We start from the raw sequence: 12,699 nt of genomic DNA on the forward strand, positions 1-12,699 counted from the left end.
CCTCACTCGGTCCAGGCGGTGTCGCGGGATTTCCCGCGGGCGTTGAACTCGACCCACACCCACTGGGTGTCGCTCCCGCACAGGGGGTACTTCCAGCGCTCGTAGTTGCTGCCCCGGGTGTCGAGGGTGCCGTGGGAGTACAGCTTCCAGTACACGATGGTGTGGGTGTCGCCGATCCTGACCCGCTCGGCGTCCTGGGCGGTCGCGCAGGTGGCGGTCGTCGTGGCGACCTCGACCGCCTGCCGTCGCTGCCGCTGGAGGACGCCGGAGAGGCTGCCGTTGGCCTTTCGCACCCGGTACTTCACGACGGTCCTGACCGAGTAGGTGCCGGCGGCCAGCCACGCCGACTTCTTCCGCGTGACGATCCGCGTGCCGGCAGAGTTCCAGACCGAGATCCACTTCGTGACGATCTTCACCTCACCCTGGACGGACGCCCTGGCCTTCACGAGGACCTTGCCCCCTGCGGGTACGGGGGCGGGTGCGATGGTCGGGACTGTCACCGCCGTGGCCGCCTGGGCAGGGACGGTGGCTCCGATGCCGGACCAGACCAGACCCACGACCAGGGACGAGAAGACCAGGATTCGTGCGCTCATGTGCCGCTCCTCACAGGTGACACCAAGGCTACGTCTGCGGGCCGGTGGCGACCAGAGGCGCGGAACCGTCAGTCGATTCGCTCCGTCGCGTAGAGCTGGGCCTGGGAGCGCACCGCCTTGACGAGGTCGATCGCCGCGGGGTCGAGGAGCCACTGGGGGTCGAGCCCGTCCCGCATCCCTGCGATCTGGGCGGCGGCGTCGGGGATCGGCAGGTCCGGTTGGGCGTACAGGCCGCGGCGCCGGAGGTCCTCCAGCCCGGTGGTGGCCCAGTCCCGCACCTGGGCGTACCAGCGGGTGAAGTAGCCGTGGGCGGGGTGCGTGGGTGAGAGCGCCTCGCTGGACAGCATGCGGTACATGCGCAGGCTGTCGGGGTCGGTCAGGTCGTGTTCGGCGAGGGCGACGAGTCCCCGGAGGAGGGAGAGCCCGTCGTCGGGGTCGATCCGGACCTCCTGGAGGCCACCCTCGAGGTAGCGGTCGAGGACGGCCTCGAGCAGCGCGGTCTTGTCGGGGAAGTGGTGCAGCACGCCAGTGTGGGACATCCCCGCCCTGATGGCCACCTCACGGATCGACGTGCCGTTGAAGCCGGCCTCGGTGAAGGCGGCGACCGCGGCGTCCATGATCTGCTGGCGGCGCTGGGCGCTCGCCTCGGCCTGGCGGTTGACCTTCCGCTTGACCGGGACGTCGTCGGTGAGGGGCATCGTGGTTCTCCTTCTGGCCCTCACCCTATTCGTCCGTCCGGGGAGGGTCGGACCTCCCCGGACGTCACGATCAGCGGACGCGCCGGATCGGCACGATCAGGATGGCGCCGATGATGCCCGCCACGGCGGCGACGCCGAAGAAGACGGTGAAGTTCGCCGGCGAGGTGGTGCTGGCGCCGAGGGCCAGCAGTGCGGGCGCGACCGCGGGGACGACGATGTTGGGCAGCGAGCTGGCCAGGTTCATGATGCCGATGTCCTTGGCCGGGTTCTTCGGGTCGGGCAGCACCTGGGTGATCAGCGCGAAGTCGACGGCGAGGTAGACGCCCATGCCGATGCCCATCACCGCGACGCCGACCAGGAACGCCTCGAACGAGGTGGCCATGGTGATCAGCACCAGGCCGACGGCGAACACGGCGGCGGCGGTGACGACGAAGGGCTTGCGGCGTCCGACCTTGTCGGAGACCTTGCCCAGGACGGTCGCGAACACGATCGCGAGCACGCCGGAGATCAGGTTCGCGATGAACATCTTGCCGGCGATGTCGGCCGGGCTGATGTGCAGGCCCATGATCAGGTAGACGGCCTGGTAGGCGTTCACCGCGGCGATGGCCCAGAAGACGGCGAACCGGCTGCTGAACGCGAGGGCGAAGTCGGGGTGCTGCCGGGGGCTGACCCAGAACGTGCCGAAGGCCTCCCGCAGGGCGAGGGCGGGACGGTCCTCGGCCCGGATCGGATCGTCCTTGACGACGGCGACCAGGAGCAGGTTGCACAGGACGGCGAGCCCTGCGGGCACCATGATCATCAGGGCGAGGTTGGGGGAGAACAGCGAGCCGAGGAACAGCCCGACGATCGCACCGGCGCTCCCGGCCACGCCGATGATGCCGGAGACGACACCGCGACGCTCGGGCGCGAACTGGTCGGGGACGAGGGCGAACGTGCCGGCCTGGGCGGCGATCTGCCCGATCGTCATCACGCCCCAACCGAGTGCGACGAGCGCGACACCGGTGGCCTGAAGGACGGTGAACGCACCGACGGCGAGCAGCAGCGAGCCCACGAGGACGTAGGGGCGCCGGCGACCGAACCGCCCCAGGGTCCGGTCACTGATCCGGCCCATGACCGGGTTCAGCAGCAGCGCGATCACGCCGGCGACGACGTTCGCAACGGCGATGATCGTGGTCGAGCCCTGGGCGTCGATGGCGGTGGCCTTCAGCGGCATGGTCAGGATGCCGACGCTCAGCAGGGCTGCCATGAGCGAGATGGAGGCGGCGCCGATCACGGTCACGACTCCGCTGCCGGGATTGCGGAAGGTGGGTTGGGCGTCGGCGTCCGGGACCAGCGGATCCGTCCCGACGCCGAGCGAGGAAGAGGGTGTGGCAGTCACAGTGGAAGCTCCTTTGCTTGGAGGACGGTTCGGCGTCCTCGGCAACAGAAGCTAGCAATACGCAAACCATCTTGACAAGAGTTACCTAACAACTGGTAGAAAAGAGCATCACCTCACCGAGGAGGACCCGTGACCGCTCCCACCCTTGCCACCGCGCCCGGCGAGCTGGGCGACCTGCGCGTCCGGGAGGCGCTGGCGACGGCCCTCTGGATCTCGCCCGAGGAGGGTGCGGTCGCACCGCCCGGTCAGCGTCCCGCGTACCTGGTGCGATGCCGGTTCGACGCCGCCGGCGGAGCGCCGGCGTGGCTGTACGCCACCGCGCACGGGATCTACGAGGTGTTCCTCAACGGGGTGCGGGTCGGAGACCAGGAGCTCACTCCCGGGTTCTCGGCCTATCGCCGGCGGCTCGAGGTCCAGCGCCACGAGCTGACCGACCTCGTCGAGTCGGGGGTGAACACGCTCGTCGTCGTCCTTTCGGACGGCTGGTTCCGTGGACGCCACGGCTTCGAGCGACGGGCGGACGGTTTCGGGACGCGGACGGGGCTCCTGGCCGCCGTGGTGGGCGAGGACGGCGAACCGCTGACGGCGACCGACGCGACCTGGCGGTCGCGGCCCTCGCACATCACCCGCGCCGACCTGATGGACGGGCAGGCGGTCGACCTGCGCGCCCTGGACCCCGGGTGGTTCACCGGAACCGACGATGGCGGCTGGCGCCCCGTCGTCGTGTCGGCGGATGCGGGCGCTGTCGACCCCGGTCGGCTGGTCGCCCCTTCGGCGCCGCCCGTCCGTCGGGTGGAGGAGGTCCCCGTGGACGGCCTCAGCCGTCCGCGCCCGGGGACCGTCGTCGTCGACTTCGGGCAGAACGTCAACGGCTGGGTGCGGTTGGTCGACCTCGGTCCTGCCGGCACCCACCTCACCCTGACCCATGGCGAGGCACTCGATCCCGCAGGCCTGGTGACGACCCACCACCTGCGGGCCTTCGACTTCGCCAGCCACGAGCTCCTGCCCGCCGGCCAGGTCGACGAGGTGGTCTCGGCCGGGCGGCCGGGCGAGGTGTTCGAGCCGCGCCACACCACGCACGGTTTCCGCTACGTGCAGGTCGACGGGGTGCCGGAAGGGCTCGACCTGTCCGGCGCCACGGCTGTGGTCGTGCAGAGCGACCTCGCGAGGACCGGCGAGTTCACGTGCTCGGACGAGCGCCTCAACCGCCTCCACGAGGTGGTCCGCTGGAGCCTGCGCGACAACACGTGCGCGCTCCCGACCGACTGCCCGCAGCGGGAGCGATCCGGGTTCACCGGCGACTGGCAGGTCTTCGTCGCCACGGCGGCCCTCATGGCGGACGTGGACGCCTTCTCGCGTCGCTGGCTGCGCGACCTGGCTGCCGATCAGTGGGCCGACGGACGGATCCCGACCATCGTGCCGAACCCGGGTGGGGACCGGCCCTCCGGTGTGGCCTTCGAGGATGCGTCGGCCGGGTCGGCGGGCTGGGGCGACGCGGCCGCGATCGTGCCGTGGGAGCTGTGGCGCGCCTACGGCGACCTCGGGGGGCTCGCCGGGCAGTTCCCCGCGATGCGCCGGTGGGTGGACTACGCCGCGGGGTGCGCCGCGTCCCGCCGCCACCCCGACCGGGCCGCAGCCCGTCCCGTCCCCGCTGCCCACGAGCGGTACCTGTGGGACACCGGTTTCCACTTCGGCGAGTGGCTCGAACCCGACGTGCCGCCCGCCCCGGACGCGTCGGTCGACCACGGCATCGTGGCGACCGCGTACCTGCACCGGTCAGCCGCGATCACCGCCGCCACGGCCCGCGTCCTCGGCGAGGAAGCGGTCGCGGCGGGCTACCAGCAGATCGCTGAGGGTGCGCGTGACGCGTGGCAGGCCGAGTACCTGCTCCCCGACGGCACCCTGGCCGAGGAGCGCCAGGCCCACTACGTGCGCGCCCTCGCGTTCGACCTCGTCCCGGAGGGGTTGCGCCAACCGGTCGCCGACCGGCTCGCCGCCCTCGTCCACGCGAACGACGACAGGCTCAACACCGGCTTCCTCGCCACCGGGATGCTGCTGCCCGCCCTGGCCGACCACGGTCACGCCGACCTTGCCGGCCGGCTGCTCACCCGCACCGGCCAGCCGTCCTGGCTCGGCATGCTCGAAGCCGGCGCCACCACGATGTGGGAGCGGTGGGACGGTGTCGCCCCCGACGGCACCGCCACCGGCTCGCTCAACCACTACAGCAAGGGCGCGGTCGCCTCGTTCCTGCACACCCACCTCGTCGGACTGCGGCTGCCGGAGTTCCCGACGGCGGCCGAGGCCGGCTACCGACGGATCCGGATCGCCCCGACGCCGCTGCCGGGCATCACCTCGGCGTCCAGCACCCAGCAGACCGCGTCCGGTCCGCTGACTGTCGCATGGCGCATCGACGGGCCCACCTTCGTCCTCGACGTCGACCTTCCTGTCGGGACCATCGCCGACGTCGACCTTCCGGACGGCCGCACCTGCCGCCTGCGCCAGCGCGCACAGCTCACCTGCCCGGCTCCCCGATCCTGACTTCCGAGGAAGGTCATCCCATGACGTACAGCAACCCGATCGTCCGCGGCCACGCGCCCGACCCCAGCGTGGTGCGGGTCGGCGAGGACTGGTACCTGGTCAACAGCAGCTTCACCCAGCTGCCCGGCCTGCCGATCCGCCACTCCCGTGACCTGGTGAACTGGGAGATCGTCGGGCACGCGGTGACGCGTCCGTCCCAGTACCGCAAGGACGGGCAGGCAGGGCCGATGACGCTGTTCGCGCCGACCCTGCGCCACCACGAGGGCACGTTCTACCTGGTCTGCACGAACCCGGTCGCCGGCAACGGCAACTTCCTGCTCACCACCGACGATCCGGCAGGGGAGTGGTCGGACGCGGTCTGGATCGACGAGGACGCGTTCGACCCCTCCCTGTTCTGCGACGACGACGGCACCTGGTACTACACCCGCCGCAGCCTCGACTTCGGCCGTCCGGACGGACTGCTCGGCCCGATCGTCCAGGCCACCATCGACGTCGCCACCGGTGAACTCGGCGAGCTGCGTACGCTGACCGACGGCGGCGGGTTCGTCACCAACGACATCGAGGGTCCGCACCTGTTCCGCCGCGGGGAGTGGTACTACCTCACCGCGGCGGAGGGCAGCAGCTGGAAGGGCCACCTGCAGTCCATCGGGCGCAGCCGGTCCCCGTGGGGGCCGTTCGAGCCCGCACCCCACAACCCGATCCTGACCCACCGGGACCGGGTCGGACACCCGATCCAGAGCGTCGGCCACGCTGACCTCGTCGAGGCTGCCGACGGCTCCTGGTGGGCGTTCTCACTGGGCACCCGCCACGCCCCGCTGTCCCAGCACCACAACATCGGCCGCGAGACCTTCCTCACCCCAATGACCTGGACCGACGACGGCTGGCCGGTGATCGGCGACGGTGGCCACACGGAACTCGAGGTCGTCGACCATCCGGAACTGCCCGTCGGTGAGCCGCGTCGGGTGGCCGCAACCCTGTGGAACCAGGGCTGGGTCGGCATCCGACGCGTCCCTGCGAACAGCCCTCTGCCCGCGGGGAACCCGATCGAGGTCGCCGGCGGAAAGGACCTCGCGTCCGCCGTCAGCGGCGTGGGAGCGCTCCTGCGGCCGCAGACCGCCGACGACCAGCGGTTCACCGCCACCTTCGTCCCCCCGACGGACGGGGCCGCGGGCATCGCGGCGTACACCGACGCCTCCCACCACTACAGCGTGCTCGTCAGCGGGGCGGGCAGCACCCGGACGGCCACGGTCCGGCTGATCGTCGACGACCTGACGGTCACCCGGACCCACCCGCTGCCCGGGTCGGGTGAGCTCACCCTGACGATCGTCGCGCGCCCGGACGCGTACCACTTCCTGGCCACGGCCGACGGAACCGGGCACGACCTCGGCCGGGGATCGGCGCGACTGCTGTCCGCGGAGGCCGCCGAGTGGTTCGTGGCCACCCACTTCGCGCTTGTCCACGTCGGCGACCCCGGACAAGGCGTCACTTTCTGCGGAGTCGAGTGCGAGGACCTCCCCTCGCTGCCGCCCACGATCCGGCTGCCGTTCTGAGGCCCTGGGGCGCTCGCCCACGGTGCCTCTGGCCGGGAGGTGACTGGCATCCCCAACGGGATTCGAACCCGCGCTGCCGCCTTGAAAGGGCGGTGTCCTAGGCCGCTAGACGATGGGGACCTGACGCGCCACTATACGGCCCGCGCGGCGGGCGGCTCAAAACGCCTGCGGCCACCTCGGGGACGACGAACGGCCCTCGCCGGTGGCATGGCGAGGGCCGTTCGCCCGGGGGGAATCGGAGGGGGACGTCAACTGGGTTCGAACGACACGTGCACGTGGTTCATGTGGTTCTGGGTGTCGCTGCCGCGGTCCTCCATGGCCTTCCAGGACCCGCGGCTGAGGGTGTAGCTGCGCTGGCGCCACAGGATGTAGGTGACGTGGAGGCGCTTGCCGTTGTCGATGAAGTACTGGGCGATCGAGTCGCCGAGGGCCTTGTTGGACTTGTAGCTGGGGATCATGATGTCGATCGCGCGGCCGTTGGGGTGGTCGGAGGAGTACGCGCTGGAGGAGCGCCACCCGTAGATGGTGGTGATCTTGGGGAAGTTGGCGCGCACCTCGAGGACGGCGGCCTTGCCGTACGGCTCGAGCTTGTTCAGGCTGTCGGAGCCGAGGTCGACGGTCGCGGTCGCAGTGAGCTTGGACGTCCTGGCCCAGGCGGTTGAGCCGTTCCAGATGACCTGGGTGAAGATCCCGTCGGTGGTGCCGGTGGTGCGGATCGCGAAACCGAGGGTGATCGTGCCGAGTTCGGTCGAGGTCGCGTCCGCGGCGGACCGGATCGGGACGGACGCCTTGGCGCCGTAGAGGGTGGCCTTCCGCAGCGGGAGGACGTAGGCGGCCGTGGTGCCGCTGACGGCGTCCAGGTAGCCGGTGATGACCCAGCCGACCTTGCCGTCGTAGACGACCTGGCTGTAGGTGCCGGAGTGGGTGCCGGTGCCGCCGACGGTGCTGCCGCTGGAGATGGTGCCCTGGTTGGTCGCGGCGACCGAGGCGGTGGTACGCAGGGCGAGGTCCGTGGTCGTGGTGTAGCGGGCGACCGCCACGGGGGTGGTGTCGGTGGTCGTGGACAGGAACTGGGTGTGGACCCAGCCGGTGGTGCCGTCGACGGTGACCTGGGCGAAGGCGCCGGAGGAGTAGCCGGTGACGGTGATGGCGGTGCCCTCGTCGAGGATCGCGGTGATGTCCGCGTCCAGGCTGGCGGTGGCGCGGACGTTGACGTTGGCGAGGGCGGTCCTGCGTCCGGCCGGCCCGGTGAGGACGAGGCTGGCCGCGGTCTTGTCGGCGGTCAGGTACTCGGCCCACACGTAGGCGGTCGTGTTGTCGTAGGTGATCGGCAGCCAGTCGCCGGAGACCTTACCCGCGGCGAGGACGGACTGGCCCTTCTGCAGCTGGAACAGGATGGTCTGGCTGGTGCTCGCGCCGGTGCGGACGTTCACGGAGGTGGTGGCCGTGTAGGTCGTGGTCGTCGTCGCGGCGCTGGTGGGGGAGGCGGCGAGGAGTCCGCTGGCGAGCAGGGACGCGGTCAGCACGGCCCACGCCAGGGTGGCGCGAGTGGCGACCAGCTCTCTCTTCACGGGTTCGGGCCCCTTCCAGGTGTCGTGCTCGACGTGCACTCGTGCCCGGGCGGAGGACGGGTCTTCCCCGTGGCTTTCGTCACACCCGTCCCAACCGCCTCAGGCGAACAGGACTGTATTGACGCGGCGATTTCTCCGCGAGGGGATACTGAATAACTACATTGCTGTGATTCCGGGGTTGGGGGCGTGGCTAGGGTGGGAACATGGCGCTGCAGGTGAGCCCGGAGCGGTTCGAGGAATTGGTCGACGAAGCGTTGGCGGAGATCCCCGACCAGCTGTTCGACCTGGTCGAGAATTGCGCGCTGATCGTGGCCGAGGAGCCCGAGCCGGAGATGGGTGACGTGCTCGGCTTCTACGACGGAACTCCCTTGTCAGAGCGCACTTCGCAGTACTCGGGAGTGCTGCCCGACCGCATCCTGATCTTCCGCGGACCGTTACTGCGCCTGGTCTCCAGCGAGGACGAGTTGGTCGAGGAAGTGCGGATCACCGTGTGGCACGAGATCGCCCACTTCTTCGGCATTGACGACGACGAACTCGACGACCTCGGTTACGCGTAGACACCTGAGAAAACACCTAGAGCCCAACTTGAGACCTGAGCCCTGGGAACGGTCCCTGAGGAGCGAGCGAAGCGAGCGTCACGAAGGGGCGTAGCCGCAACCACGGTCCCTGAGGAGCGAGCGAAGCGAGCGTCACGAAGGGCCGCCGTCACTTCACGACGAGCGCGTCCAGTTCGCCCACCGCGAGCGACCGGCTCCCGGTGAAGCTCGCAGGGAAGGCCCCGGACAGCCCCAACGCGCTCCAGGTGATCCGCCAGTAGGTGGTGGAGGTGAGGGTGTACTCGCCCCTGGGCAGGGACGAGGTCTGGTAGGTGTAGCCGCAGACCGGCGAGGCGGCGCCAGGCTTCACGCTCTGCGACCAGGCCTTGGTCGCGGTGCAGCTCACGCTGCGCCCGTCGCCCATGCTGAACCGGGACGAGGTCCAGTCCGCACGAAGCGTGAAGGTGACGCCGTAGGCGCGGACGCGGTCGACGACGGACGAGGGCCCGGAGCTCCACAGCCACAACGGATAGCCGACAGCCGCCATCTTCCACTCGTTGGCGGACGGATCCGGACCGACCTGCGGCGCGGGGCTCGGGATCCGGATCCGGGAGACCAGGGTGCGCGCGATCCCGTCCAGGTCGATGATCATCTTCGCCGGCTCCGCCTTGCCCTTCTCCGGCGCGATCCACTCACACGGACGCCCGGCCTCCTTGGCCTCGCGGCACATGACGAGGTAGGCCGCCTTGAGTTGCTTCGCGGTCAGGGTCGACTTCTTGGTGAGGGTCTTCGACGACTTATGTGTTCCGTCCCCATCCTTCTTCTTGGTGTGATGATCGCGTCCCGAGATTCGGATGCGACCCTCGTAGGTTCCTGTGGAGGGCTCGCTAATGGTCGGCGGACTCTTGCCGTCGTCAGCGTGAGCCGGTCCGATTGGGAGGAGCCAGCTGGCCGCCGTGAGCACCAGTGCTGCTAGAAGGCCACCATGCCGCGGTCCTACTTGCATGTGTCTCCCTCCTTTCCGTCCGCGCCTTGAATCTTGAGTTGTCCGCTCACGCGGCCGAAGTAGAGGAGGTCTGACCCCGTACGACCCTGGCCAGCCTTCTTGCCACGAATCTGGATTTCGGCTGTGCTGGCATCGATACAGGCGCGCAGTGCGACGAGCGACCCACCCTTGGACGCTCCTGGGACTCGGAGGAGAGAAGTGAGCAACACCTGCCCGCCTACCAACTTTGAGTCGTCCTTCTTGAGCGAGCGGTAGTAGTCCATGGAGTCCTCCAGGAACGCTCCGGTGGTGGTTTCCTCGAGGACCGGCGTCGCCGTGGAGATGCCGCCCGCGCGCAGGATGCGCTCGTCCTCAGCGAAGAACTTCCGGTACACGGCCTCCGCCTCGGCGTACAGCTCGTCCTTGGCGACCATGTCCTGGTACTGCTTCTCGGTGCAGTCGAACTCGTCGCCTCCGGCTTCGGGGGTACAGCGGTAGCTGGGAGCGGGAGTGGGAGTTGGTGTGGCGGTGACCTGGCACCCCGTGAACAGGCACACTCCGGCCACCGTGATCACTGCGAGTCGCCGAGTGCCGCGGAGCATGGATACCTCCTGGGGTGGAGCGAGTTTGACACACCTCAGCACGTCGAAACAGATCCGGATGGGGTTATCCACAGGGCATTGGGAAAGTCGGACAGTTGTCCACAGAAGAGGTGGTCAGGAGGCGTCGGAAAGCATCCACGATTGGGCGCTGCTGCTGACCCAGGTGTCGCAAGTGCCGAGGCTGGACTCAGGGACGTAGCCGGCGCGCAGGTCCTCCCAGGGGACGGGAAGGGCGCCGACGAGGGAGCAGAGGGCGCGGCGTTGTGCGGCGTCCGGGATGAGGACGGCGGCGGAGCGGAGGGTCTGCTTGACGACGTTGACGCGCAGGGTGTCGATGACGTCGCCGCTGAGCGCGGGGGCGACGACCACGACGCTGCGGTCGCCGGCGCGGGCCTTCTCGAGGAGGGGGAGCAGCTCGCGGATGGTGGTCACGTCGTGGTCGGCGACGAGGATCCAGGGGGAGGGGAGGACGCACAGGCCGCTGGCCTCGTCGGTGACGAACTCGCTGCTGGTGTGTCCGACGGGGAGGGAGGGGGAGCCAGGGAGGCGGGCCTGAAGGGCGGCGCGCTCGGCGTCGGTGAGCGAGGCGGAGGGGTGGTAGGGGACGCGTTCGAGGGCCTCGTACCCGGTCAGGTAGTCGGGCGCGGGAGCGTCCGCCCGGAGACCGGGGATGTCCCGGTCGGGGGCGCCGGTGAGGGCGTCCTGCCGGTGGCTGGTGTCGGTGCGGTCGGACAGCCACCCGTGGACGACGACGGCGACGCCGATGACGAGCACGAGCCCGATGCCGAGGTAACCGAGGTCCACCCCTCCAGTGTGCATGGACCCGCGCGGCGTCGGTACGCTACCGGGAGCGCTCCGGCGCGGGCCTATAGCTCAATCGGCAGAGCAGCGGACTTTTAATCCGCGGGTTCTGGGTTCGATTCCCAGTGGGCCCACCAGAGGTTTCAGCGTTACGACTAGGGCAAACACTCAATCTGGCGAGTTGCTCTGGTGGGCTGGATGGATCGCACGTAGGCTGTCTTATCGCACGTGGATCGCACGAAATCGCATGATCTGGAGGCCTCAGATGGCTGAACGGAGAGACTTCGGCTACATCCGGAAGCTGCCCTCGGGCCGCTACCAGGCTAGCTTCACCGGTCCCGACCTGGCCCGCCACAAGGCGCCGGTGACCTTCGAGGTGAAGGACTCCGCGATCGTCTGGCTGCACAACGAGAAGAAGCTCATCGACCAGGCGGCGACCGACAACGAGCGCTGGCTCTCACCCGCGGAGCGCGCTGAGGTCGCGCGCCGCGACGCCGAGCCGGGGGAGTTGTTCGGCGAGTACGCGTCCCGGTGGATCGACGAGCGCCGCAACTCGAAGGGCGAGCCGCTGCGGGCGCTGACCCAGAAGGACTACCGGCAGGTGCTGGCGACCTACCTGGAACCGACCTTCGGTAGGCGCGCGATCGACCGGATCACGCGCGCGGACGTCCGCACCTGGCACGCGAGCCTGAGCAAGGCCGCGCCGAGATCTCGGACCAAGGCCTACGCCTTGCTGCGGGCGATCATGAACAGCGCAGTCGACGATGAGCTCATCGCTGCCTCTCCCGTCCACATCCGAGGCGCCGGGGCCGCGACGACGAAACGTCCGGTCGAGCCGGCCACCCCCGCCGAGATCGAGCTGATCGCCGACAACATGCCGCCGAGACTCCGCGCAGCCGTGTGGATCGCCGCCTGGTGCGCGCTGCGCTACGGCGAGCTCGCCGAACTCCGCCGCAAGGACATCAACGTGGCGACCCGCCAGATCAAGGTGCGCCGGGCCGTGACGTTCCCGCCGGGCGGTGCGGTGGTCGGCCCACCGAAGTCGGACGCTGGCTACCGTGACGTCTCGATCCCGCCCCACGTCTGGCCGATCGTCGAGGAGCACCTGGCGACCTACGTCCAGCCCGGACCGAACTCGCTACTGTTCCCGGGCGAGGCCCGCGGCCACATGTGGCACTCGGTGATGTTCAGCCACTTCACCAAGGCCAGAGCCGCCGCCGGCCGCGACGACCTCAAGTGGCACGACCTCCGCCACACCGGCGCGACGATGGCCGCCCAGGTCGGTGCGACCACCGCCGAGCTCCAGGCGCGCCTCGGCCATTCAACGTCCGTAGCAGCACAGCTCTATCAGCACGCGGCGAAGGACCGCGACCGCCAGATCGCCGAGAAGCTGTCGCGTCTAGCGGAAGGACTGCGCTAAGTCCGAACGACTCGAGCAGTCCGCCGT

General features: G+C 69.6%; 11 protein-coding genes and 2 tRNA genes. 5 read left to right on the forward strand and 8 right to left on the reverse strand.

The features are described 5' to 3' along the window. Window positions 1-2 precede the first annotated feature (2 nt). The 3 genes from QM779_RS00470 to QM779_RS00480 all read right to left on the reverse strand — a co-directional run bounded on the left by QM779_RS00470 (window position 3) and on the right by QM779_RS00480 (window position 2,669). Entirely contained in the window at window positions 3-593 is a 591-nt protein-coding gene (locus QM779_RS00470) for a hypothetical protein (RefSeq protein WP_428530144.1), read from the reverse strand. A gap of 68 nt (window positions 594-661) precedes the next feature. Further along, on the reverse strand, window positions 662-1,291 hold the full coding sequence (locus QM779_RS00475; protein ID WP_428530146.1) for a TetR/AcrR family transcriptional regulator: 630 nt from the start codon (window positions 1,289-1,291) through the stop codon (window positions 662-664). A 70-nt stretch (window positions 1,292-1,361) separates the two neighbouring features. Continuing rightward, window positions 1,362-2,669: an MFS transporter gene (locus QM779_RS00480; RefSeq protein ID WP_428530148.1), complete on the reverse strand. Its 1,308-nt coding sequence runs from the start codon at window positions 2,667-2,669 to the stop codon at window positions 1,362-1,364. Window positions 2,670-2,798: 129 nt separating this feature from the next. On the opposite strand from QM779_RS00480, the gene QM779_RS00485 reads away from it, so the two are divergent. Then, entirely contained in the window at window positions 2,799-5,207 is a 2,409-nt protein-coding gene (locus tag QM779_RS00485) for a family 78 glycoside hydrolase catalytic domain (RefSeq protein WP_428530150.1), read from the forward strand. A 20-nt stretch (window positions 5,208-5,227) separates the two neighbouring features. Further along, the gene (locus QM779_RS00490) at window positions 5,228-6,757 is read left to right on the forward strand and encodes a family 43 glycosylhydrolase (protein WP_428530152.1); all 1,530 of its coding nucleotides are present in this window, start codon (window positions 5,228-5,230) and stop codon (window positions 6,755-6,757) included. 44 nt (window positions 6,758-6,801) lie between these two features. Here the strand turns inward: QM779_RS00490 and QM779_RS00495 are convergent. Together QM779_RS00495 and QM779_RS00500 are read right to left on the reverse strand one after the other, a co-directional pair. Then, a tRNA-Glu gene (locus QM779_RS00495) sits at window positions 6,802-6,877 on the reverse strand. Window positions 6,878-7,005: 128 nt separating this feature from the next. After that, a complete protein-coding gene (locus tag QM779_RS00500) occupies window positions 7,006-8,328 on the reverse strand; it encodes an SH3 domain-containing protein (protein ID WP_428530154.1) in 1,323 nt (440 codons plus the stop codon). Between the two features lie 203 nt (window positions 8,329-8,531). Between QM779_RS00500 and QM779_RS00505 the strand changes: the two genes are divergently transcribed. Beyond that, a complete protein-coding gene (locus QM779_RS00505; protein WP_428530156.1) occupies window positions 8,532-8,885 on the forward strand; it encodes a metallopeptidase family protein in 354 nt (117 codons plus the stop codon). Between the two features lie 148 nt (window positions 8,886-9,033). Here QM779_RS00505 and QM779_RS00510 read toward each other — a convergent pair whose 3' ends face one another. The 3 genes from QM779_RS00510 to QM779_RS00520 form a co-directional block, all read right to left on the reverse strand. Next, complete coding sequence (locus QM779_RS00510) at window positions 9,034-9,870, reverse strand: hypothetical protein (protein WP_428530158.1); 837 nt, start codon at window positions 9,868-9,870, stop codon at window positions 9,034-9,036. Then, window positions 9,861-10,451, reverse strand: coding sequence for a hypothetical protein (locus QM779_RS00515; RefSeq protein WP_428530160.1), 591 nt, complete (start codon window positions 10,449-10,451; stop codon window positions 9,861-9,863). Before QM779_RS00515 ends, QM779_RS00510 begins: the two co-directional genes overlap by 10 nt. Window positions 10,452-10,565: 114 nt before the next feature. Next, a complete protein-coding gene (locus tag QM779_RS00520) occupies window positions 10,566-11,255 on the reverse strand; it encodes a hypothetical protein (RefSeq protein WP_428530162.1) in 690 nt (229 codons plus the stop codon). Window positions 11,256-11,313: 58 nt separating this feature from the next. Between QM779_RS00520 and QM779_RS00525 the strand changes: the two genes are divergently transcribed. Continuing rightward, window positions 11,314-11,389, forward strand: a tRNA-Lys gene (locus tag QM779_RS00525). Window positions 11,390-11,517: 128 nt separating this feature from the next. Next, a complete protein-coding gene (locus QM779_RS00530) occupies window positions 11,518-12,672 on the forward strand; it encodes a tyrosine-type recombinase/integrase (RefSeq protein WP_428530164.1) in 1,155 nt (384 codons plus the stop codon). Window positions 12,673-12,699 lie beyond the last annotated feature (27 nt).

This window comes from Propionicimonas sp. (assembly GCF_049840635.1).
Classification (GTDB): domain Bacteria; phylum Actinomycetota; class Actinomycetes; order Propionibacteriales; family Propionibacteriaceae; genus Propionicimonas.